The organism is Nostoc sp., assembly GCF_036917975.1.
Classification (GTDB): domain Bacteria; phylum Cyanobacteriota; class Cyanobacteriia; order Cyanobacteriales; family Nostocaceae; genus Nostoc.
On the sequence record NZ_JBALEJ010000059.1, the window covers coordinates 72,325 to 95,366 of the forward strand.

The window sequence follows — 23,042 nt, forward strand, 5'->3', positions numbered from 1 at the left end:
TTTTATTTCCCACTTCCATTACAAAGTCCAAGGCTAATGTCGAGTCAATAATTTACCTTTAAATATTGAGGTATAAAATTATGCAAGAAATCGAAAGATTCTTTAGCAACTTCTTCAGTGGCATAATCAACCGCTTTAAGTATTCTGCAATGGACGCTGCCGATCGCAAAATGAGAGAAACTATCGACGACCAAGTAGAACAACGGCGACACAAACCCAAACCCAAGGAGCAAGAAGACCGCGAGTAGGTTTTAAAACAGCAAGATTTTCAAATACAAGCATAGCGTTGCTCAGTTGTTGAGTTGGCAACGCTATTTTTTGCCCTTACTCTGTCAACCAGCTACAACACTTGGGAATATGCTAACCTAGTATGGTTAACTAATCTCGCACATCTAAGAATTCGGGTGTTTCCCAGTTGGGAAATACACTTGGATGGAGGTTTAACCCGAATCGGAGTTGAAAAATATATGCCAGTAGTTTCATTGGCTCAGATGATGGAGTCAGGGGTTCACTTTGGGCATCAGACCCGGCGCTGGAACCCAAAAATGTCTCCTTACATTTATACTTCCCGCAATGGTGTGCATATTATCGACTTGGTGCAAACTGCCCAGTTGATGGATAATGCTTACAACTACATGCGATCAAACGCAGAACAAGGGAAGAAATTTCTTTTTGTCGGCACCAAGCGCCAAGCAGCTGGAATTATTGCCCAAGAAGCCAGCCGTTGTGGTTCCCACTACATTAACCAACGCTGGTTAGGTGGAATGTTGACCAACTGGGCAACCATCAAAACACGAGTAGACCGTCTGAAAGATTTAGAACGCCGTGAAGAAACTGGCGCACTAGATTTATTGCCGAAAAAAGAAGCATCGATGCTACGTCGGGAAATGACGAAGCTTCAGAAATACTTGGGCGGCATTAAAACAATGCGGAAAGTGCCCGATATCGTGGTAATTGTAGACCAACGGCGGGAATATAACGCAGTTCAAGAATGCCAAAAGCTGAATATTCCCATTGTGTCCATGTTGGATACAAACTGTGACCCAGATGTAGTAGATATCCCCATCCCCGCAAACGACGATGCCATCAGATCAATTAAGCTGATAGTCGGAAAATTGGCGGATGCCATTTATGAAGGTCGTCACGGTCAGCTGGAAGCTGAAGAGGATTACGAAGATTACGACGGTAGTGAGTATGACGATGACTACGAAGAAACCGAATATACTGATGCCGTAATCCCCGACGAGGAAACAGAAGAATAGTGTTGAGTGTTGAGTGCTGAGTGCTGAGTGCTGAGTAAGATAGAAAGACTCAGCAAATTGGATAGTGCTAAGTCTTGATTTTTGAAGTTGTAAGTTGTGATTTGTCAATGAAAAGTAAAATTGATAACTGAAACACTCAAAACTCAGCACTCAGTACTAAATTAGGTGAGCGATTACAACTCGAGGTCAAGTTAGGAATTGAGGCAACATGGCGGAAATATCTGCAAAACTCGTCCAAGAGCTACGCCAAAAAACTGGTGCCGGCATGATGGACTGCAAAAAGGCGCTGATAGAGAATGATGGCAACATAGAAGAAGCCATAGACTGGCTAAGAAAAAAGAACTTAGTTTCAGCTGGCAAAAAAAGCGATCGCATTGCGGCAGAAGGTCTGGTAGATACTTACATTCAGCCTAGTGGTCAAGTGGGAGTACTCATAGAAGTCAACTGTCAAACAGACTTTGTTGCTCGTAACGAGGCTTTTAAAGCTTTGGTTAAGAACCTAGCAAAGCAAGCAGCGACAGCTGATAGTGTTGAGTCTTTGCTAGCTCAACCCTATATTGAGAATGAAAGTGGGACTGTAGAAGAATTCATCAAGCAAAGTATTGCCACTCTTGGTGAAAATATCCAAGTGCGTCGCTTTGTTAATTATGCAATAGCAGAGGGCACACAAGGTGTAGTAGATAGCTACATTCACACTGGAGGTAGAGTTGGTGTCTTAGTAGAACTGGGTTCCCAAACTGAGTCGGTGGCTGCTAATTCAGAGTTCCAAACCTTGGCACGGAACGCTGCAATGCAAGTTGCGGCTTGCCCAAATGTCGAGTACGTAAGCGTAGACCAAATCCCTGCCGAAGTTGCCCAAAAAGAAAAAGACATTGAATTGGGCAAGGATGATTTGGCGAACAAGCCAGATAACATCAAAGAGAAAATTGTTCAGGGACGGATTGATAAACGCCTCAAAGAATTGGCTTTGCTCGATCAGCCTTACATTCGCGATCAGAGTATTTCCGTGGAAGACCTCTTGAAGCAAGCGAAGGCGCAATTAGGCGAAGAGATTCAAGTAACTCGCTTTGTCCGTTATATACTTGGCGAAGGCATTGAAAAGCAAGAAATTAGCTTTGCTGATGAAGTCGCTGCACAAATTAGCAGTGTCTAATTATTAGTCATTAGTCATTAGATTCTGGACAAATGACTAATGACAAAACAGGTCAGGCTATTTGCTTGACCTGTATTTTATTTATTACAAACGCGAAATATCGCATTTAATTTAAAATCTAAAAATTTAAAATCTAAAATTCTCTGGAAAGTTATCCTAAAATAAATTTGTACATTTGTACTATGTAATGGTTCAGATGGGCAAGAACGAAAATATATGGCAAGAGCAATCGAGCGAATTGAGCAGGATATTGCAGCACTGAAAGAAGCGATCCGAGCGATCGCAGTAGAACTAAAGACCGCTTATGCTAGTTATCTAGCCACCTTAGGGCTAGCTGTACGAAAACAGTTGATTCTCGCAAGTTACCACCTCTGTACCCAAGGGTATCCCGAAAACTTTCTGCACTTGTCATTGAATCAACGGCAACAATTGCAACAAGCCATCCGCAAGTTAGGTCAACTGGCGGCTGAACAATTGCTCATTTATATTAAAAGTGAGGAAACTGGGGGGGATGAGGGAGATGGGGGAGATGAGGAAAATGTTACTTCCTCATCTTCTGTGACTCTGGACAAGTCTATCCCTGAGCCTCTTACACCCGATACCTCTAATCCTATAGAACTGGCGACATGGCAACAGAAATTAGAAGAGGTCACGCAAGGGATACTGAAAAAACTTTCGCACGATGCTAATCTTTTATTACAAAAAGCTGGGATATTACCCAAAAAATTACCAGAACCGATTTTAGCAGCGGCGGCAGCGGCATCAGAAGCATCTTCCGAGGTAATGCCAGGGCCACCAAACTTATTAAACTTAGTAATTGAAATTGAAAATGAGCAGCAGTTAGAAGATTCTGGACTCACACAAATTATGACTATTAACCTGCGACTAGGGGAAATTGAATTTGCTGATGTGACACTCTCCTCTGAACGCAGGCAAATCCGCAATATTTTAGTTCAGCTAAACAAGCTAGGACGAGAGTATCAAAAGAAACATCGAGAAAGAGCGATCGCGGAAGCTGAAGCCGCATGGCGTTCTAGTTGGTTTGAATAAAGTTATGAGTTATGAATTATGAGTTATGAGTTATTTATTCCTAACTCTTAACTCCTCACTCCTAACTCCCTAACTTCTAACTCTGCTGACCAATGACTAATGAAAAACCAGATTGGATACGATTGCATAAAGCCTTGGCAATAGAAGCCGAACATGGCTTTACAGACTTGGTGGGCAGACAATATCGTTTCAGTGAATTTCTGAGCCTAACTTTGGGCAAATTCCCAACAGGCTTACCCCAAACTGAACGCCGCCGTTGGCAAGGACTGGCGGTACAATTTGCCAGTTATCCACATCTAGAATTGGAAGAAAGACAACACTTAGTAGCTGAAACTCGCAGGTATCTATCACAACTACAGCAAGAGGAGCGGGGGGAGCAGGGAGCAGGGAGCAGGGAGCAGGGGAGAATTAATCAATTAAAAATTCAAAATCCGAAATCTTCAATTGTTGCTGAGGTGAGTCGGAGGCTTGCACCCAACATAGACCAAAAACTCAGTGATTTGCCAGAAATCGGCTTCAAAAAGGCTGATAATTTGGCACGGCTTGGTTTACACACCGTCCGTGACTTGCTTTTTTACTATCCTCGTGACCACATTGATTATGCGCGTCAGGTGAATATCCGCGAGTTACAGGCAGGTGAGACGGTGACAATAGTGGCAACAGTGAAACGTTGCAACTGCTTTACTAGCCCAAAAAATCAGAAATTATCAATTTTAGAACTCGTAGTAAAAGATAATAGCGGTCAAATCAAAATTGGTCGTTTTTACGCAGGTACGCGCTTTAGCAGTCGCGCTTGGCAAGAAAGTTTAAAACGCCGTTATCCAGTCGGTAGTATTCTGGCGGCGTGTGGGTTGGTGAAAGAAAGTAAATATGGTTTGACACTGGATAATCCCGAACTAGAGGTTTTGGCAAATCCTGGAGATACGATTGAGTCGCTAAATATTGGGCGGGTAGTACCAATTTATGGACTAACTGAGGGCGTGGTGGCGAATACAGTGCGGCAGGCGGTAATTACTGCTTTGCCTGCTGCGGCTAACTTGAAAGACCCTTTGCCAAGTGGTTTGCGACAGAAGTATGGTTTGATGGAATTGAAAGATGCGATCGCTAATATCCATTTTCCCAGCGATAGCACCGCCCTACAAGTTGCCCGTCGTCGCTTAGTCTTTGATGAATTTTTCTATCTGCAACTTGGTTTACTGCAACGTCAACAGCAAGCAAGAGCGATTCAAACTAGCGCCATCCTTGTTCCACGCGGTCAACTTGTAGAGAAATTCTACGAAATACTACCTTTTCAACTCACTGGCGCACAGCAACGAGTCCTCAACGACATTCTTAACGACTTGCAAAAATCCGTACCAATGAATCGTTTAGTGCAAGGCGATGTCGGTTCTGGGAAAACAGTTGTCGCCGTGCTGGCTATCCTCGCGGCAATTCAATCTGGCTACCAAGCGGCGCTGATGGCTCCCACAGAAGTTTTGGCAGAACAACATTATCGCAAGTTAGTTAGTTGGTTTAATCTCTTGCATTTACCAGTGGAATTACTGACAGGCTCTACCAAAACCGCTAAAAGAAGACAAATACATTCTCAGTTAAGCACCGGTGAATTACCCCTATTAGTGGGAACCCATGCCTTGATTCAAGACCCTGTAAACTTTCAACAGCTAGGGTTAGTAGTGATAGATGAACAGCATCGCTTTGGGGTAGAACAACGGGCGCGTTTGCAGCAAAAAGGTGAGCAACCCCACGTTTTAACGATGACAGCTACCCCAATTCCCAGAACCCTAGCACTGACAATACACGGGGATTTAGATGTCAGCCAGATTGATGAGTTACCGCCAGGACGACAAAAAATTCAGACAACAGTATTGTCAGGTCAGCAACGCAACCATGCTTATGACCTCATCCGCCGAGAAATTGCCCAAGGTAGACAAGTTTATGTGGTTTTACCCTTGGTAGAAGAATCAGAGAAACTGGATTTGCGATCGGCTGTTGATGAGCATCAAAAGTTACAGGAAAGCATTTTTCCCGACTTTCAAGTGGGGCTGCTGCATGGTCGGATGAGTTCAGCGGAAAAAGACGAATCTATTACCAAATTCCGTGATAACCAAACACAGATTTTAGTTTCCACTACCGTTGTTGAAGTTGGTGTAGACGTACCGAATGCTACGGTGATGCTCATTGAAAATGCGGAACGATTTGGCTTATCACAACTGCACCAACTGCGGGGGCGTGTCGGTCGTGGCGCGGCTCAGTCTTACTGTCTGTTGATGAGCAGTTCCAGAAGTCCTGATGCTCAACAACGTTTGAAGGTATTGGAACAATCTCAGGATGGTTTTTTCATTTCTGAGATGGATATGCGTTTTCGTGGGCCAGGGCAAGTACTGGGAACTCGTCAATCAGGAGTGCCAGATTTTACCTTAGCGAGTTTGGTTGAAGATGAAGAAGTTTTACTTTTAGCGCGGCAAGCAGCAGAAAAAATTATAGAGATGGATGCAACTTTAGAGCGTTGGTATTTGATGAAAGAAGAGTTGAAGTATAGGTATGAGCGATTGATGGGTGGAGCAATTTTAACCTAAATTTATAACGAGTGGCGTAGCGCGTTCGTCTTTGGCATCTCTAGGACTAGTCCTTTCAAGGTGAGTAAAAATTTTTCTCAAAGAATTCCTCTTTAGTCTCTTAACTCTGTGTTCTCGGCGCGGCAGTCGCTCATGGGGGAAACCCCCAAGACCGCACTGCCTTGTCTCTGTGGTTAAATAAATTACTTTTAAACCGCAGAGGCACAGAGAACGCAGAGAGAAAAACAGAGATTTTACAAGTCACCTTGAAAGGGCTAGTCCTAATCTCGTAGAGATAAATAATACATTCTTATCAAATCCCCTCAATTTATTTATGGGGATTATCTTTTTACTTTTTACTTCTTAATTAAATTCATTTATTGTATAAACCATTAGTAAAGTGGCGCGTTTAAAACTAATGTTTATGGAGAGCTAATGAGCAGATCAAAGCAATTAAAGCTAGGCGCGTTCATGCGCCCAGTAAGCATACATACAGGCGCTTGGCGCTATCCTGGGGCTTTACCTGATGCCAATTTTAACTTCCCAGCACTGAAACAATTCATCCAGAAACTAGAGCAGGGCAAGTTTGATGCATTCTTTATGGCGGATCACTTAGCTGTGCTAAATATGCCAGTCAATGCGCTAAAACGCAGCCACACCGTCACTTCCTTCGAGCCTTTCACCCTGCTTTCTGCCCTCGCCAGCGTCACTGAACACATCGGACTCGTTGCTACTGCTTCCACAACTTACGATCAGCCTTTCCACATTGCCCGTCGGTTCGCATCTCTTGACCATATCAGCGGCGGCCGCGCCGGCTGGAACATTGTCACCACATCCAATCCAGATGCAGCGCTCAACTTTGGTTTGAAAGAAGAAGTAGAGCATGATGAACGCTACGTGCGCGCTAGAGAATTCTATGATGTCGTAACTGGTCTTTGGGATTCCTTCGCTGACGATGCCTTTATTCGAGATGTGGAATCAGGAATTTATTTCGATCCCGCAAAAATTCACGTTTTGGATCACCAGGGAAAACATCTCTCAGTGCGGGGGCCGTTGAACATCGCTAGACCTGTCCAAGGTTGGCCGGTGATTGTTCAGGCTGGTGCTTCTGAAGCAGGACGGCAATTAGCCGCCGAAACTGCCGAGGTTGTGTTTGCTCCTGCTAGTAATCTGGAAGCAGGTAAGGCTTTATTTGCTGATATTAAGAAACGAGCTTGGGCTATTGGACGCGACCCAGAAAGCATCAAAATTCTTCCAGGTGCTTTGGTCATCGTAGGCGAAACTGTGGAAGAGGCGATCGCCAAGCGTGCCCATTTAGATAGTCTGGTACACTATGACAGTGGTATTGCTAGTTTAAATGGCGCACTTGGCTACGACGTTTCGAGCTTCGATCCAGATGGCCCATTGCCGGAAATTCCGCAGACTAACGCCGGACAAAGTTCTCGTGAGCGAGTAGTGGCGGTGGCGCAACGTGAGAAGTTGACTATTCGACAGCTGGCTCAACGCGTCGGCAGTTATGGCGGACTGGCGTTTGTCGGCACGCCCCAAACCATAGCCGATGACATGGAGCAATGGCTGACTGAGGAAGGGTCTGACGGTTTCAACATCATGTTCCCTTATTTGCCTGAAGGATTGAATGATTTTATCGACAAGGTTATCCCAGAACTCCAACAGCGTGGAATCTTCCGTAAAGAGTATGAAGGTAACACCCTGCGCGAAAATCTGGGACTAACTCGCCCCATCAACCGTTTTTTCAAGTCTGATATTTAATCTACGATTAGACATCTCCGAAAATGAATGTAGAGACGTAGCAGTGCTACGTCTCTACAAGGACTCTGGATAACGCATATTTAATTTCTGGAGATGTCTATTTTAATAGCTTAGTTTTTCATCATAAGTGCGATCGCTACTCTTTATCTCACTCTCTGAAACTCTTATTCCTTTGTGTCCTTCTCTGACGAGACGCTGCGCGAATGCGTCCTTTGCGGTTCGTTTTTCATTATTTTCCGTAAGTCCTGTAGTCTGAATAAATAAAAACCGTTGTAATCTTGGCATAGAAATGCGATCGCTCAAAATCCCCTAACTTTTTGTAACAATTGCGTAATCAGCGATCGCAATTTTGAAGCCATTGCCTAAATGCGTTAACGCAGCTTAACGTTCGCGCAGCGTCTCGTAGAGAAGTTATCGCTCCAACACCTCTGCTGTCAACCTTGAATCTTTGTTGCAAAAAGACATTAAAACAAATTGACAACTTGTAGAAAATTTGGGATTATCAATCTACGACAATCCGATAGATTTTTAGTAGATTAAAATTTATTTGGATCTCAAGGCGAAAGCACCGATCTCGCCAAAACAGGAAAATCTTTTTTTGGAAATCATCTTTATTCCGTATCAGATTATCTTAATTCACCATAAATAAAATCCAGGTTTTTATCGTGAGTGCTTTCGATTCAAGCGGGGTTAAACCAGACGCAGAACTATTCGATCAACCTCTAGTGCTTGTGGATCTCAGCGCCAGAAGCAAGCGATCGCCCTGGCATGAGGTATGGGATCTTTGGCGTGGTCGGCTGCTGAGAGTAGCCAGCCCAGCATTGATTGTCATCCTCTGGCAGCTGGTTTCGGTATTCGGTATCGTCCCACCGCAGATTCTCCCGTCTCCGACGGATATTTTAGCGGCATTTGCAGAGTTAATCAGACTCGGCGACCTACAAGAAGCACTACCAACTTCCTTATCGCGTTCCTTAATTGGTCTAGCCATCGGCGGCACAATTGGTCTGGGGCTGGGGCTATTTGCTGGACTGTGGCGGATTGGTGAAGAAATCTTCGATGCGCCACTCCAGATGTTGCGGACGATTCCATTTATCGCCCTCGTTCCACTGTTCATCACTTGGTTTGGCATCGATGAGACAGCCAAGATTATTGTGATTACTGTTGCCACCATCTTTCCCATTTATTTAAATACCTACGCAGGTGTTCGCGGTGTTGATCCCAAACTCTTAGAGGCTGCTACCGTCTTCGGACTTTCGCGCCAGGAGACAGTGCGCCATGTAATTCTCCCGACTGCATTACCTTCCATTTTGGTTGGTCTACGCTTCTCCGCCGGAACCTCCTTACTGGCGATAGTTGTAGCCGAGCAAATCAATGCGCGATCGGGCATCGGCTATATCCTCAACAATGCCAACGCTAACCAGCGCGCCGACATCATCATTGCAGGCATCATCGTTTATGCAGCGCTTGGCATTACCAATGATGTTGTGATGCGTCTAATTGAATGGCTAGCTCTACCTTGGAGGCCTAACATTGTCCTTAGTTAATCACGTTTACACACCAACCCAAATTAGCTCGGCCCACGCGGTTGAACTCACCAACGTCCGCCGCATCTTTGGCAAACGGGCTGTTCTCGACGGTATTGATCTAACAATCCGTCCCGCAGAATTTGTGGCAGTGCTTGGCCCCTCCGGTACTGGTAAAACTACACTGCTGCGTCTGTTATCGGGACTTGACAGAAGCGATGGCGGCTCAGTTCGAGTCGCGGCAAACCGCGCAGTTGTTTTCCAAGAGCCACGGCTCATTCTTGCCAAACGAGTCTGGGAAAACGTGGTACTGGGGCACAAAGGACGTGGCGCACGCCGAGATGCACTGCAAGCTTTGGAGGAAGTCGGACTTCGCAACCATGTTGATGCTTGGCCTAAAACCCTCTCCGGTGGGGAAGCTCAACGTGTGGCCCTGGCTAGAGCCTTGGTAAGAGAGCCGAGTCTGCTGCTTCTCGACGAGCCATTCGCTAGCCTTGATGCCCTGACTCGGATCAAAATGTACGAACTAGTCGCTCAACTCTGGGAACGCCATCATCCTGCCGTCGTTCTCGTCACCCACGATGTTGACGAAGCAATCCTACTTGCCGATCGCATTCTGGTACTGGCAAACGGCTCTGTCGGCCTTGATTTAACAGTCAATGTGGACAAACCCCGCGATCGCGCCGATCCGGCCTTTGTAGCCCTCCGCGTTCGCCTCCTGGCAGAACTCGGCGTATTACCAAACCACATTATCGAAAATACAGTTGTGTCGAACTGGAGGCAATCATGAGATTTCGCCGACGTGACGTTCTCGTATCCCTTGGCGCACTGACTGCGGGAGCGATCGCCAGCTGCCGCGATCTTTCCAAAAGCGAAAGTGGCAAAGCTTCAGTCACAGCTAGACCTGTGAGTTCTAGCACTGGGCGAGTCAAGCTGATTGTAGGACAACAGGATAACGCCTTACAAGAAACTGTCGCGGCCTCTGGAGTGCTAGAAGGATTGCCCTTCGATCTGCAATGGGCAGTGATTCCGGGGCCTGCTGCCCAGCTAGCCGCACTCTATTCCAAAGCGATCGATGTCGGTTTGGTGGGTGACAGTACCCTGATTGTAGAACAAGGTAATGCAAAATTTGAATGGACACAGGAAACCGTCCCCATCCAGAACGTAGCTTATCGGAAGAACCCCGATCCAGCATACCGAGCCACCATCACTGCTGTACGCAACAGTGCCAATATCAAGACATTGGCGGATCTCCGGGGTAAGAAATGGGTCTCAAATTTTGGTGGGATCAATTATTTCATGTATGTCTTGTCACGAATCGAAGCGGGGCTGAAAGTGACAGATATCAACTATATACAACTCGTTGATGGAGCTGCTGCTGGTTCTGCATTTAAAGCAGGTCGTGCTGATGTGTTTTCGGGAAGCGTCGGCACGATTAAGGAAGCCCTAGATAGTGGTGAAGCGCGGATTTTGCTTCACGCGGAGGATTTGGGAATGTTCGCTGGTGGTGCTTTCACAGCCCGCACAGATGTCATTCGCGATCCAGATAAGAGCAAGGCCTTGGCCGAGTTCTTCAAGCGAGTCCGCAAGCACTATGACTGGTATGCCAAAAATCTCGATGTCGTCGAAAAGATTTATATCGAGAAACGCAAGCAAACCCCTAAGTTAGCAAAATATTTCGCTCCCCAAGGCTTTGCCGCATTTTTTCCCGTTAATGATGATTTGCTCAAGCGTAACCAAAATCTTGCCGATAGATTGTTTCAGGCGGGAGAGATTTCTAAAAAAATCGATGTCAGCGTTCATAACACCCGGAAGTTCAATTCTGCAACAGTACCATCTACATGAGCAAATCAAATAATTACTAATTAACTGGTTCCCAGCCTCCAGGCTGGGAACCCATTCAGGGAGGCTCCGCCTCCTCTTTCTTGACCAGAGGCAGCAGCCCCTGGGAATACATTCCCAGCCTGGAGGCTGGGAACGAGGTTACACAAGCTTTTAATTTGACCAATCATTTACAACTACACCTAATTATGTACGTACAGCCAAACTTGTGGAGCGTTGAACTGGAGATCACTGATGAGATTTAACAGACGGCGCACTCTTATATCTCTGGGAGCATTTACTGTTGGAGTACTTGCTAGCTGCCGCGATCTTCCCAAAAGCGAAAGTGACAAAGCTTCAGTCATAGCCAAACCTGTGAGTTCTCGCACAGACCGGCTCAAGCTCATTGTCGGTTTACAAGATAACGCCTTACAAGAAACCGTAATCGCATCTGGGGTGCTGGATGGATTACCATTCGATTTACAATGGGCGATTATTCCCGGCCCTGCGGCGCAACTCTCGGCACTCTACTCTAAAGCAATTGATGTCGGTTTGTTGGGTGACACTTCATTAATCATTGAGCAAGGTCGGGCAAAAACCGAATGGACGGAGGCGAATATCCCTCTCCAGATTGTGGCTTTGTGGAAGAACCCCGATCCATCATTTCGGATGTATGTCACGGCCGTGCGTACCAGTGCCAATATTAAGACACTCGCAGATTTGCGTGGCAAGAAATGGGCTTCCAATTTTGGGGGATTAAATTATTTAACATACGTCTTGTCGCGGAGCAAAGCAGGGTTGAAAGCTACTGATATCGAACCTGTGATGCTTGTTGACGGCTCCGCGGCCGCTGCGGCGTTTACATCAGGTCGTGCTGACGTGTATTCAGGAAGTTTGGGCGCGATCAAGGAAGATATTGATAGCGGTAAATCCCGTGTTTTAGTATATGGAGAAGACCTCGGAATTTTAGGGGCTACTGCTTTCGCGGCACGCAACGATGTGATTGGCGATGCTGATAAGAGCAAAGCACTGGCTGAATTTTTAACGCGATTACGCACTCACTGGTCTTGGTTTACCAAAAATCTTGATGCTGTGGAAAAGATTTACGTCGAGAAACGCAAGCAGACACCCAAACGAGCAAAATACTTTGCTTCAGTAAGTTCAGCAGCATTCGTTCCTATTGGTAAACTACCTACACCGATTTGGGGTACCAAATGCGGAGTAGGCTTTGTCCCAGATTTTGCCACCTGTCGGAAACAAGCTGAGTTGTCCTTCCAACAAGCAAGCAATCCCCGGAACTTCGGGGTTGTTTACGGAAACCCCCAAAGCTGCAATGTTTAGCGCAGCGTTTATATCAGCATCATTCTCAAAACCACAATGCCCACACTTGAAAGACTTATTGGAACGATAGGATTTACCTTTAATGGGGTGTACATGGTGACACCGCGAACAAGTCTGACTGGTATACGCAGGTGGGACAAAGACGACTGGAACACCAGCGATATTCGCTTTGTAATCAACAAACATCCGCAATTGGTAAAAAGCCCAATTATTGGTTCTACGGCGTTCTGTCTTGCTACGTGGTTTTTGATTGAGCGATTGTCTGATATTGGTCAAGTCTTCAAAAGCCAAAGCAGAATTACTTCGTTTGGCATCTTGAACAAGTTGCTTCGAGATATTGTGATTCAACCACTTTTGGAACCTTTGTTCTCTCCCAGAGAGCCTTCTCAACAGTTTTCTAGAACTGCGAGTGCGTTTGGATTGAACATTAGCTCTGACTTTACTGTATTGGTCACGAGTGTTTTGAATCTGTTTGCCACTCCAAGAGTCGCCGTTGGAAGTGGTTGCTATGTCGCGTCTGCCCAAATCAACCCCAATTACTTTAGGCGTTTTACCCGTGGGATTTGTAGGAAGGTCAACACAAATATTGATGTAGTAGTCGCCGTGTTTGGTTTTATTCAAAGTCGCTGCTGTCGGTACTTGCCCTTTCAGCAATGCCAGTTGGTAATTACCAATCAACAACTTAAACTTTTTGCGGCCACACATCAAAGTAACGCCCACAGTTTGCAATTCTTCCAAGTACTGAAAAGTCCGAGCATCCAAGTTGATAGATGTTGGTCTGAACTTGTGGACTTGTTTAACTGCCTTGACGTTACCAATCACGCGGCGAATAGCTTGACAAACGTGATTTGCCTTAATGCCCGTAGCTTCACGAATTGGTTTGTAAACCAAGTGGTGAAGTTTGGTGGTATTCCAGCATTTTTCACGCTTTGCAACTTCCAATATCTGATTGCAAGCATCGGCAAATCCCTGCAAAGTGCGGTCTATTTCAAAGCGCAACTCTATAGGGACTTGAATCTTACATTTTACCGATATTGTTTGCATTTGACTGTTTTGTTAACTCATCCCAGTATATCAGAAAACACAATGCATAATTTAGCAGATAACAAAATATTTGCTAATTGCTCAACTGTCTCCCTCATTGTTTGTGCTGTCGCACAAATTCACTCAGGAGACGTTTCGCAATTAGCCCTCCATTCCTCCCACCACCAAACCGAGTACGGTTTTGGTGGGGGTCTCCTGGAGGGTTGAGATGATGATCTGGTGAAGCGTCAACAACGTATTGCCGATATCTTGCTGGAATCGGGAGATATCACCAAAAAAATTGATGTCGGTGTTGAGTTGAGCCGGAAATTCAATTCGGTAACGACTGGCTAATTCGTAATTCGTAATTCGTAATTTAGGGGAGCAAGATAATGAGTAATCGTCGCCAATTACACCTCAATCTACTTTTTAATAATGCTGGCAACTATAGCTCGGCTTGGCGTTGGCCTGATAGTAATCCCAGTGCTTTTAATGCGGATGTTCAATATTATGTGCGTACAGCCAAGCTGTGTGAACGTGGGACTTTCGATGCAGTTTTTCTCGCCGATCATCCTGCTCTTAGCGATCATCCTGAATATCGACCATTTCAATCGCTGGAGCCAACGATCGCTCTGGCGACAGTGGCAGCAGCTACCGAACGCATTGGCTTGATTGCCACAGCATCTACTACATATAATGAACCCTATAATATTGCCCGTCGCTTTGCGTCGTTAGATCATGCCAGTGGCGGCCGCGTCGGCTGGAATGTAGTCACAACGGCTAATGTTGAAGCGGCTCATAATTTTAGCCAGACCGATGTAGTCTCACATGGCTCACGCTATGAAAGAGCCTGGGAATTTACTGAGGTGGTACAAGCCCTTTGGGATAGTTGGGAGGACGACGCATTCATTGGTGATAAAGCTTCTGCACGTTTTATTGATACCTCACGCGTACATAAAATCAATCACAAGGGTAAGTATTTTTCTGTACAAGGGCCATTGAATGTGCCGCGATCGCCACAGGGTCGGCCAGTTTTGGTACAAGCTGGCGGCTCTGATGATGGCCGAGACTTGGCAGCGAAATATGCGGAAGTGGTCTTTACATCTGCCCAATCGTTGCCACAGGCAATTGCTTATGCCAATGATTTACGTGACCGCGCTAGGAAATTTAAGCGATCGCCAAATTCAATTGTCATCCTACCAGGTCTTGTCACCGTTATTGCCAGTACGGAAGCAGAAGCAAAGCGCCGTGAACAAGAACTTTGGGAACTAGTACCAATTGAATACGGGCTTGGTAGGTTAGCTAATATACTTCAGGTCGAGCCTGAGGTTTTGCAGTTGGACAAGGGTTTGCCTGAGAATTTGCCATTGCCAGTAGATGGGAATCAAACTATGTTCAAAGTTGCAGTTGATGTTGCTAGACGTGGCAATCTAACTGTGCGCGAGTTGATTAAAGCGCTAGGCGGTGGTGGTACGATGCACCGAATTATCGTCGGAACGCCGGAACAGGTGGCAAATTCCATCGAGGAATGGTTTCTATCGGGTGCAGTCGGTGGGTTCAATGTAGTTCCAGACGTAATCGCCTCAGGGTTGGAAACATTCGTTGATTTTGTTGTGCCAGAGTTGCGCCGTCGGGGCATTTTCCGCACTGAGTATACTGGCCGCACCCTCCGAGAACACTATGGACTGGAAAGGCCAGAGAGCCAATATGCTCGCCAAAAACGTGAGGCTGTTTCAGTGTTCGGTTAAGCAAGAGACGCGATAAATCGCCGTCTCTACAAGAATAATCAGTAAATTTTGCATTGAGGTTTATATATGACTCTAGCTATAGCACGTCCAGGGTATCGTGATTTTGAAACTGAAGTCGCCAACAAATTGTTCGCTAGACTTGCTCCCCATATTCCAGCCACCCCTGTTGAGGAACCGCGACCTATAGCCTCAAAAGAAGAACTGGAAAACTTTGCTCAGTATCTCATTGCTGGAGCAGCCCATGATTCCTATATTGTTCAAGTTTCTGCCTATGCGATCGCTAACTTAATTCCAGATGACCTCCACTTGCAACTGTTTTTGAGCCGACAGTTAGGAGATGATGGGGCACACGCTCAATATAGCCGCGATCGCGTCCAAACAATCTTGGGATACGATCCAATTAATGAAATTAAACGCCAGGTACAGGAACACTGGAGTTTCATCGGAGATTTGTCTACTCGCAGCTTGTTAGGGTTTCTCGCCTACGAATTTCATTACGAACTCCATATTGTTGCAACCCTACTAATTAATCGGCGTTTAACCAAAATTAATGACCCAGGAACTAGTAAATTTGTCGCTGAGAGAATTCTTCCAGACGAGACAGAACACCGGATTGGTGTGATTGATTGGTGGCGTAACAACTACGGCAATATTTCCCCATCTCAAAAATCTGAACTGATTGAACAGATTATTGAATTAGACAATGAAGGTCAGCGACGACGCAATGCCTATCTGAAAAACTACTGGAAAGTAAATCAAGTTGCTCTTGGTATTGGAGAAGTGAAAGAACTGCCAATAATTTATGACGCATGGCGGCAAGAAATTCTCTCATACGTGCTTGATATTCCAGTTGCTCAACTACCCAAACTCGTCAGTGTGAATGATTAGTAATGTTGTGTCGGTTGGGCAATGCTCATCCTACTAAGTACAGTTTTGCATAAGTTCGTAACTTTTTTTAAACGCAGAGGAATACAGAGGTAAACGCAAAGGTACGCAGAGTTTTGCCAAAGTTAATTCGTTATGAATTGAGGAAAAAAGTTAATTCTTCTTCCCCTGCCTCCCCTGCTTGCCTCAACAGATAAATTTGTTAACCGAACCGTATTGAAACGCCATCTACAAAGGCATGATTGCGCCTGTATTCTAAATGAGGAAATGATCGAATGAGTGTAAAAGACAAAGTAAATAGTTCAAGATGGATAAAGCGCCGCTATTTTCTCATCACAACAGGGTCAGCGATCGCATCGATTTTTTTTGCCAGTTGCACACCAAACCAAAATTCACCAACTAGTCAATTAGTCAGTCAGTCAACTACTCAGCCAGCTAAAAAATCACTACTGAAAGTCGGCTCTCGAAATACTGTCACTGAAGATATTTTAAAATTCATTCAAAAAGAACTAGCTCCTAGTCAAGGCTTAGAGTTCCAAATCGTGACAATTGGTGATTCGGTAAAGATTAATGATGCCCTCAAAAATCGGGAAATTGATGCTAATCTTTTCCAGCATGAACTGTTTATGAAGCAAGCCGCTAAAAGACTGAATGCGGATTTTGTCATGCTCAATCGCAGCTATACTACTGTATTTGGACTCTACTCAAAACGGCTAAAAATAAAAACCGTTGGTGAAATTCCGGTAGGGGCGACAATCGGCATTTCTAATGATGATAGTAATCAGGATCGCGCTTTGAAATTTCTGAAACACATTGGCTTAATCAATTTGAAAGAAAAGTCAGGTGAGTATTTCACCGTGCAAGATATAATTGCCCATCCTAAAAATCTCAAAGTTAAGGAATTAGACAATTACGCCCTTGCGAGAGCGTTGGACGATCTCGATTTAGCTGTGGCATATTCATCCTTCCTTCTCCAAGCCAAGATAAATCTTACCCCCATTGCGTTAGATGATATTGGGATTGCCGACAAAAAATATGCCACAGGCTTGGCAATTTTGCCCGAAAAAGCAAATGACCCCAACATCCAAAAACTCAATAAATTGCTTATAGATCCGAAATTGAAAGATTTTATCAACACTAACTATAAAGGTACTGTCGTGCCTTCATTCTAAACTACAAGATAAAATCTGTATTTTTAGCTACAAAATTAAATGTGCTTACCCTGCCTACGGCATTAGTCAGAGGATTGTCGTCAACTCACTCGCATTCATCCCACGCTTCGGCTAGTGAAACGTGGGACTTCTGCTGAAATTAGTTAAATTTTCACAGCCTTAAGGGTAGGAGCGATCGCTTTTGCTTGTTGTCTGAGATAATACCTCTTGCATAAATCAAAAATAAAAACCTCAAAAAGACAAAGTGTTGCTTTGTCTCCCCTCCCCAAAGCATCGGCTACGGTGTACATACAAATCAAAAAAGCTTAATTTCCGATTCTTCTGTTATTTATGAAAAAAGTGAAGTTTCAAAGCCTCGCCCCATTGTGGACAAAAGAATCCTTAGAGGATGTTTGTAAAGTCTCAATTCATACTAGCCCTGGCGACTAGAAGTCGCAGCTACACGAGACTTTACCTGCCTACGCAGGTTAAAAACCCTTAATTTTTCTTAGTCTACGGAGGTGGACTTTGTTTGTGTAGTAGCGAATTCTATTCGCCCAATACTTTTCAAACATCTCTCTAGGAGTAAATTTTCATGATTAATCTTCCTAAATTAAGTAAAATTGACTTCCTGGTTTTAATTTCTGTTGTCATAATTGGTTTGATACATTTACCTTTTCCATTTTCAGGAGATCAAGCACTATTTACAACAGGTGCTTTAGAGATGCAACAAGGAAAGGTACTTTATCGAGATTTTTGGGATTTAAAGCAACCTGGAATTTATTACTTTTATTTTTTAGCAGGAAATTTATTTGGGTTTAATGAAATTGGCATCCATATCTTTGAACTTATCTATATGGTGCTTTTTTCCATCATATTGCAACTGACTTTAAAAACCTATTTTCGACATCAGATAATAGCAAGCTTAGTACCTTTGTTAACGGTTGGTGTTTACTATATTTCTTCATATCATCGCCAATTTACCCAAGTAGAAGGACTAGTTGGGTTTCCTTTATTTTTATGTCTTTGGCTGACTTACGAATCTTTTAGTCATGAAGGAAAATCAAGATTTATTAAACTTTTAATATCTGGTTTTATGGGTGGGATTGTCCTGATATTTAAATTAATATTTTTGCCAATTTTGCTTTGTTTTTGGCTAACTATCCTACTACATTCTGTATTGATAAAACATCAGAACTTTCAAAAAATATTTCTTCATATTTTCTTGCCAATTTCTATAGGAGTTATCTTACCCCTTCTAGTTGTTTTCAGCTACTTTGCCGAGGTTAATAGTTTATCAACTGTATATAAGACATTTTTTGTATATCCTGGTCAAGTGGTTGCTAATGGTAAATTTAATATATCTAAGTTACTTTTTGGAACAGCATGGTTTTTAAAGAACTTTATCACTTTAGTTTTAATAGCTACTGTTGCAGTCAATGTATCCTTGCGTAAAGATAGGAATTTATTAACTTTGCTACTTGTTGTTTGGTTTGTTTTGGGGCTGATTGTTATTGTTTTACAAACTAGGTCACTTTGGAGCTACCATTATTTACTATTATTTGTACCTACAGGTATTTTAGCAACGAAAGGGGTAGATATATTATGGCAGCCTTTAAAACAATTAAGTTCACCACTAATTAAGATTCTGGTGTCATTTTTGTTTTTATTACCTTTATTATTAAATTTTCAATTCAAGACTGTTGCTTTAGTGAAGAATAATTTTGCTTTAACTGAAGATACACGATTTAAATATCAGACTGTATTTCGAGAAGACTATACATCGCTGCGTTCAGAAGTTGCTTTTCTTTCTCAACCAGGAAATTTACCTGGTAAGATTTTTGTTGCTGGCGACCCGTCTATTTACTACTTATCTGGTCGTACTCAAGCAACATCCCTAAATGCCTGGTCACTTGACTTTTTTCTGCCTGAACAATGGCCACAACTTTTACAGCAGTTAGATTTATCCAAGCCTCCTTATATATTTATTAGTGATAACTATCAGCCTCTTATTAAACAAGAGTTTCCCAAGATTCTAGAATTGATTGAGAAAAGATATCATCTATTATCCAAAAATAATGATGGTGTTTGGTATATTTTGAACTGAGAAAACTGGAACCCTAATACCGCTATAGCGGTTATCGTTTACATGAGGTACACCCGTAGGGGCAATACCCTGTGCATTGGTGTCAACTTAACGCGAAACCGCTTGTCCGTCGGGAATTGAAATTTCCGTATAATAGCTAAAGTCATCTGAAAATGACTAAATATCGCCAAAAATCTCCAGTCTACTTCTGTAGACTTTAGCTATTAGCCAGAGAATTTATTTATTCCCTGGCGGGCATGGAAGCCAACAGATAGGCTATTTCCAGCTTAAGTTGACACTAGCGTCTTTTTCCCCTACTCCCTACTCCCGCCCCAACGGGGCTTGGTCATAACTTATTTTTCAACGCTCTGCTGAAAGCATGATTGCAGTCTCTCTTACCCTTGTTAACCAACAATTATCAAGAATACAGAAGTGCGAAAATCTTATTTGCCAATTATCTTAGTTTAGCGTTTAGAAGGTATATAAACACACTAAACAGTGATATATATATTTATAACTAAAAGTTGAATATAAACAACTATATCTTTCATATATTCTAGTTTAAATATCAATTTATACGTTGTGTTATTAACAAAAAAGCTCTATGCTCAATAGAAGCAGGTATAATCAACAAAAATTGGTGATAAACAAAAAAATGTAAACGTACATATTAGTACAATAGGGTTGCCCAGAAAATTATAACCCAATCAGTATAAGGGTATTAGACCGTATCCACATATATATGTCTTCAATAAAATCGGCAACAAGTTTTTGATATAATTGCTGATAGTTTGAAGGCAAAAATAGCATTGTTTGATTTTGAGTATGCGTTCGATTTCTTATGTGATTTAATCCGCACTAGCCTTTTGGAGTATTAATTTGAGTTAATGGAGGTAGCATTTTATCTCCTTTCTTTGGTCAAATTTAGTTTTAGGACTGGTCTAATCATCTAGATTTTTTAGCTGAGAAAAGTGTAATTGTAGCCAATTATCCAGCGAGTTCATTATGGTTCTACCGTTGTTACGACTATCTAATCAAAAGTATGACTTCAACTCAAACTCAATCTGCTTCAAAAGTTCGCTCATCACAACATAATTATCCAAAAGTTGACACCTCTGGTCTTTACTCAAGAGCAATTAAGGAGTCTTTCGTTAAACTTGACCCACGAATCATGGTCAGGAATCCAGTGATGTTTGTGGTCTGGGTCGGGACTATTATCACGGCACTAACTACCGTTGCTCCAAATTTGTTTGGTACTGTTCCGGGCAAGAATCAATGGTTTTACAACGGGATAATTACCGTTATTCTGTTTTTAACTCTTCTCTTTGCCAACTTTGCCGAAGCAGTAGCAGAAGGACGAGGTAAAGCTCAAGCAGATACACTCCGAGCCACCAGGTCTGATACCTTAGCACGCAAAATTACCCCCAGTGGCTTACAAGAAGTCAGTTCTACTAATCTGCGTAAAGGCGATTTAGTGCAAGTAATTGCAGGTGATATTCTCCCAGCTGACGGGGAAGTGATCGAAGGTGTGGCTTCCGTTGATGAATCCGCCATTACGGGTGAGTCAGCACCAGTACTCAAGGAACCAGGAACAGATATTTCTAGTTCCGTGACTGGCGGGACACTAATTTTATCAGACCAACTAACTATTCGGGTTACAGCCGATCCAGGAAAAGGCTTTATTGATCGGATGATTGCGTTAGTGGAGGGGGCAGAACGGACAAAAACACCAAATGAAATTGCTCTCACAGTCTTACTTGCAGCACTCACCTTAATTTTCTTGGTGGTGGTGGCGATAATTCCACTAATTGCTAACTATCGTCAAAGTCCGGTGAGTATCGCCAACTTAATTTCACTTCTTGTCGCCTTGATTCCTACCACCATCGGTGGTTTATTAAGTGCAATTGGGATTGCAGGGATGGATAGAGTAGCCCAATTTAATGTGATTGCGACTTCTGGTAGAGCAGTTGAAGCCTGTGGAGATGTGAACACTCTGATTTTGGATAAAACTGGTACTATCACCCTTGGTAATCGCCTAGCTGAAGAGTTTATACCAGTTAATGGTTACACTTTAGAACAGGTAGCCGAAGTTGCCTTAGCTTCTAGCTTGTTTGACCAAACACCAGAAGGGAAATCCATTGTTAGACTAGCGCGGCAATTAGGCGCAGAGATCAACTTTGACGAAAGTAAAGCAGAAGGGATTGAGTTCACTGCTAAAACTCGGATGAGTGGCACAAACTTACCAGATGGACAACAAGTTAGAAAAGGAGCAGTTGATTCCATTAAAGGATTTGTTCGTTCTCGTGCTGGTTCATTAAGTCCTGAACTAGATCAAGCTTATGAAAAAGTTTCTCGATTAGGTGGTACTCCTCTGGCCATTTGTCAAAATCAAAAAATCTACGGTGTGATTTATTTAAAAGATATTGTCAAACCGGGGATTAGTGAACGATTTGAACAACTGCGGCGCATGGGTATTCGCACCATCATGTTGACAGGAGACAATCGAATTACTGCTTCTGTGATTGCCCAAGAAGCTGGTGTAGATGACTTCATTGCTGAGGCTACACCAGAAGATAAAATGAGAGTTATCCAAGCTGAACAAGCGGAAAATAAAATAGTAGCAATGACTGGTGATGGTACTAATGATGCACCGGCACTTGCTCAGGCCAATGTAGGTGTGGCGATGAACTCTGGTACACAAGCAGCCAAAGAAGCTGCCAATATGGTGGACTTGGATTCTGACCCCACAAAGTTGATAGATATTGTGACAATTGGTAAGCAGTTACTAATTACCAGAGGCGCACTGACTACCTTTTCAGTCGCTAACGATATCTCTAAATACTTTGCAATTATTCCCGCTTTGTTTACTACTGCTGGACTTGGCAGTTTAAACATTATGGGTTTAGCAAGTTCGCAATCGGCGATTCTGTCTGCTTTGATCTTTAATGCACTGATTATTCCGGCGTTGATTCCACTAGCACTTAAGGGTGTTAAATTCCGACCCCTCACAGCCGATCAACTATTGCAACGCAATGTTTATATCTATGGGGTTGGTGGTGTAATTGCTCCATTTATTGGCATCAAAATCATTGATGTGATTATTGTGGCGATTGGTTTGTCATAGTTAGTTTTTTGAGCATTTGTTTTTCATCGGCGTTGTTAATTGAACTTCACGCAGACGCGCTCCAGCCGCAGACAGGAAGAGTGAAGAATACTTATTTTTTTCTAAATTAAATAACGCCATTTTACTAAAAGTTAATCTTTTAAATCTCCCAAATAAGCATTTTTTCTGTGCTTTGTGTCTGTCTATGAATATTAAAAACTCAGGCATAGACGTAAAAATATAAACATTCACGAGGCTTTGAATATATGACGAAAATTAAGTTAGTCAATGAGATGCTGAGTCAATTGAGCAATGAGGTAGAAGTACTGCGATCGCCAAAATTGTACCGCTCTATTTCTTTCAAAATATTTCTTGCTCTCTGTTTAAATGCAGTTCTTGCCCCTGTTGTTTTTGCAGCAAGCGGAGAAACAATTTCGCGGGGAAGTGCTTATGCGATCGGTGTGCTGGGACTTGTAACAGTAGCATTGGCAATTTATCTATTCATGGTGATGTTACAACCCCAACGCTTTTAAGCTGGTTGACGTATAAATCCCCAATCCCCAATCCCGAA

18 protein-coding genes and 1 pseudogene are annotated in these 23,042 nt (G+C 43.4%); 16 read left to right on the forward strand and 3 right to left on the reverse strand.

The annotated features are described in order from the left end of the window. Positions 1–80: 80 nt before the first annotated feature. The 9 genes from V7K76_RS24150 (at position 81) to V7K76_RS24190 (ending at position 11,158) form a co-directional block, all read left to right on the forward strand. Positions 81–248 (forward strand): hypothetical protein, encoded by a 168-nt coding sequence (locus V7K76_RS24150; protein WP_334778096.1) that lies wholly within the window; start codon positions 81–83, stop codon positions 246–248. Between the two features lie 219 nt (positions 249–467). Further along, positions 468–1,262, forward strand: a complete 795-nt coding sequence (gene rpsB / locus V7K76_RS24155) for a 30S ribosomal protein S2 (protein ID WP_334710240.1) — start codon at positions 468–470, stop codon at positions 1,260–1,262. 208 nt (positions 1,263–1,470) lie between these two features. Continuing rightward, the gene (tsf, locus tag V7K76_RS24160; RefSeq protein WP_334778095.1) at positions 1,471–2,415 is read left to right on the forward strand and encodes a translation elongation factor Ts; all 945 of its coding nucleotides are present in this window, start codon (positions 1,471–1,473) and stop codon (positions 2,413–2,415) included. A gap of 216 nt (positions 2,416–2,631) precedes the next feature. After that, positions 2,632–3,465 (forward strand): hypothetical protein, encoded by an 834-nt coding sequence (locus V7K76_RS24165; RefSeq protein WP_334778094.1) that lies wholly within the window; start codon positions 2,632–2,634, stop codon positions 3,463–3,465. Between the two features lie 92 nt (positions 3,466–3,557). After that, a complete protein-coding gene (recG, locus tag V7K76_RS24170; RefSeq protein ID WP_334778093.1) occupies positions 3,558–6,041 on the forward strand; it encodes an ATP-dependent DNA helicase RecG in 2,484 nt (827 codons plus the stop codon). Between the two features lie 414 nt (positions 6,042–6,455). Next, positions 6,456–7,790 carry an LLM class flavin-dependent oxidoreductase gene (locus V7K76_RS24175; RefSeq protein WP_334778092.1) on the forward strand — a complete coding sequence of 445 codons (1,335 nt, stop codon included), beginning with the start codon at positions 6,456–6,458 and terminating at the stop codon, positions 7,788–7,790. A 665-nt stretch (positions 7,791–8,455) separates the two neighbouring features. Next, positions 8,456–9,334 carry an ABC transporter permease gene (locus tag V7K76_RS24180; protein WP_334778091.1) on the forward strand — a complete coding sequence of 293 codons (879 nt, stop codon included), beginning with the start codon at positions 8,456–8,458 and terminating at the stop codon, positions 9,332–9,334. Beyond that, a complete protein-coding gene (locus tag V7K76_RS24185) occupies positions 9,321–10,103 on the forward strand; it encodes an ABC transporter ATP-binding protein (protein ID WP_334778090.1) in 783 nt (260 codons plus the stop codon). The genes V7K76_RS24180 and V7K76_RS24185 overlap by 14 nt, the downstream gene beginning before the upstream one ends. Continuing rightward, the gene (locus V7K76_RS24190; RefSeq protein WP_334778089.1) at positions 10,100–11,158 is read left to right on the forward strand and encodes a hypothetical protein; all 1,059 of its coding nucleotides are present in this window, start codon (positions 10,100–10,102) and stop codon (positions 11,156–11,158) included. The genes V7K76_RS24185 and V7K76_RS24190 overlap by 4 nt, the downstream gene beginning before the upstream one ends. 20 nt (positions 11,159–11,178) lie before the next feature. On the opposite strand, the gene V7K76_RS24195 is transcribed toward V7K76_RS24190, so the two are convergent. Continuing rightward, positions 11,179–11,325, reverse strand: a complete 147-nt coding sequence (locus V7K76_RS24195; protein ID WP_334778088.1) for a hypothetical protein — start codon at positions 11,323–11,325, stop codon at positions 11,179–11,181. 478 nt (positions 11,326–11,803) lie between these two features. Here V7K76_RS24195 and V7K76_RS24200 point away from each other — a divergent pair. Next, positions 11,804–12,178 (forward strand): annotated as a pseudogene (locus V7K76_RS24200) (ABC transporter substrate-binding protein); the annotation flags it as partial. A 144-nt stretch (positions 12,179–12,322) separates the two neighbouring features. Here the strand turns inward: V7K76_RS24200 and V7K76_RS24205 are convergent. Further along, positions 12,323–13,519, reverse strand: coding sequence for an RNA-guided endonuclease InsQ/TnpB family protein (locus tag V7K76_RS24205; protein WP_334778087.1), 1,197 nt, complete (start codon positions 13,517–13,519; stop codon positions 12,323–12,325). A 371-nt stretch (positions 13,520–13,890) separates the two neighbouring features. Here V7K76_RS24205 and V7K76_RS24210 point away from each other — a divergent pair, with 371 nt between their 5' ends. The 3 genes from V7K76_RS24210 to V7K76_RS24220 all read left to right on the forward strand — a co-directional run bounded on the left by V7K76_RS24210 (position 13,891) and on the right by V7K76_RS24220 (position 17,303). Then, positions 13,891–15,246, forward strand: coding sequence for an LLM class flavin-dependent oxidoreductase (locus V7K76_RS24210; RefSeq protein ID WP_334778086.1), 1,356 nt, complete (start codon positions 13,891–13,893; stop codon positions 15,244–15,246). Positions 15,247–15,312: 66 nt separating this feature from the next. Then, a complete protein-coding gene (locus V7K76_RS24215) occupies positions 15,313–16,134 on the forward strand; it encodes a hypothetical protein (protein ID WP_334778085.1) in 822 nt (273 codons plus the stop codon). Between the two features lie 272 nt (positions 16,135–16,406). After that, on the forward strand, positions 16,407–17,303 hold the full coding sequence (locus tag V7K76_RS24220) for a MetQ/NlpA family ABC transporter substrate-binding protein (protein WP_334778084.1): 897 nt from the start codon (positions 16,407–16,409) through the stop codon (positions 17,301–17,303). A gap of 143 nt (positions 17,304–17,446) precedes the next feature. On the opposite strand, the gene V7K76_RS24225 is transcribed toward V7K76_RS24220, so the two are convergent. Further along, complete coding sequence (locus V7K76_RS24225; RefSeq protein WP_334778083.1) at positions 17,447–17,593, reverse strand: hypothetical protein; 147 nt, start codon at positions 17,591–17,593, stop codon at positions 17,447–17,449. 284 nt (positions 17,594–17,877) lie between these two features. Between V7K76_RS24225 and V7K76_RS24230 the strand changes: the two genes are divergently transcribed. From V7K76_RS24230 to kdpF, 3 genes are all read left to right on the forward strand, one after another. Beyond that, positions 17,878–19,389, forward strand: a complete 1,512-nt coding sequence (locus tag V7K76_RS24230) for a hypothetical protein (RefSeq protein ID WP_334778082.1) — start codon at positions 17,878–17,880, stop codon at positions 19,387–19,389. A gap of 1,021 nt (positions 19,390–20,410) precedes the next feature. Continuing rightward, positions 20,411–22,492, forward strand: coding sequence for a potassium-transporting ATPase subunit KdpB (kdpB, locus tag V7K76_RS24235; RefSeq protein ID WP_334778081.1), 2,082 nt, complete (start codon positions 20,411–20,413; stop codon positions 22,490–22,492). 245 nt (positions 22,493–22,737) lie between these two features. Further along, positions 22,738–23,004 carry a K(+)-transporting ATPase subunit F gene (gene kdpF, locus V7K76_RS24240; protein WP_334778080.1) on the forward strand — a complete coding sequence of 89 codons (267 nt, stop codon included), beginning with the start codon at positions 22,738–22,740 and terminating at the stop codon, positions 23,002–23,004. Positions 23,005–23,042: the final 38 nt, after the last annotated feature.

Excerpts from the sequence above, each read along its gene's own strand:
- V7K76_RS24150 (WP_334778096.1), top strand. The coding sequence starts at position 81 with ATGCAAGAAATCGAAAGATTCTTTAGCAACTTCTTCAGTGGCATAATC.
- rpsB (WP_334710240.1), top strand. The coding sequence starts at position 468 with ATGCCAGTAGTTTCATTGGCTCAGATGATGGAGTCAGGGGTTCACTTT.
- tsf (WP_334778095.1), top strand. The coding sequence starts at position 1,471 with ATGGCGGAAATATCTGCAAAACTCGTCCAAGAGCTACGCCAAAAAACT.
- V7K76_RS24165 (WP_334778094.1), top strand. The coding sequence starts at position 2,632 with ATGGCAAGAGCAATCGAGCGAATTGAGCAGGATATTGCAGCACTGAAA.
- recG (WP_334778093.1), top strand. The coding sequence starts at position 3,558 with ATGACTAATGAAAAACCAGATTGGATACGATTGCATAAAGCCTTGGCA.
- V7K76_RS24175 (WP_334778092.1), top strand. The coding sequence starts at position 6,456 with ATGAGCAGATCAAAGCAATTAAAGCTAGGCGCGTTCATGCGCCCAGTA.
- V7K76_RS24190 (WP_334778089.1), top strand. The coding sequence starts at position 10,100 with ATGAGATTTCGCCGACGTGACGTTCTCGTATCCCTTGGCGCACTGACT.
- V7K76_RS24195 (WP_334778088.1), bottom strand. The coding sequence starts at position 11,325 with ATGATTGGTCAAATTAAAAGCTTGTGTAACCTCGTTCCCAGCCTCCAG.
- V7K76_RS24205 (WP_334778087.1), bottom strand. The coding sequence starts at position 13,519 with ATGCAAACAATATCGGTAAAATGTAAGATTCAAGTCCCTATAGAGTTG.
- V7K76_RS24210 (WP_334778086.1), top strand. The coding sequence starts at position 13,891 with ATGAGTAATCGTCGCCAATTACACCTCAATCTACTTTTTAATAATGCT.
- V7K76_RS24215 (WP_334778085.1), top strand. The coding sequence starts at position 15,313 with ATGACTCTAGCTATAGCACGTCCAGGGTATCGTGATTTTGAAACTGAA.
- V7K76_RS24220 (WP_334778084.1), top strand. The coding sequence starts at position 16,407 with ATGAGTGTAAAAGACAAAGTAAATAGTTCAAGATGGATAAAGCGCCGC.
- V7K76_RS24225 (WP_334778083.1), bottom strand. The coding sequence starts at position 17,593 with ATGTACACCGTAGCCGATGCTTTGGGGAGGGGAGACAAAGCAACACTT.
- V7K76_RS24230 (WP_334778082.1), top strand. The coding sequence starts at position 17,878 with ATGATTAATCTTCCTAAATTAAGTAAAATTGACTTCCTGGTTTTAATT.
- kdpB (WP_334778081.1), top strand. The coding sequence starts at position 20,411 with ATGACTTCAACTCAAACTCAATCTGCTTCAAAAGTTCGCTCATCACAA.
- kdpF (WP_334778080.1), top strand. The coding sequence starts at position 22,738 with ATGACGAAAATTAAGTTAGTCAATGAGATGCTGAGTCAATTGAGCAAT.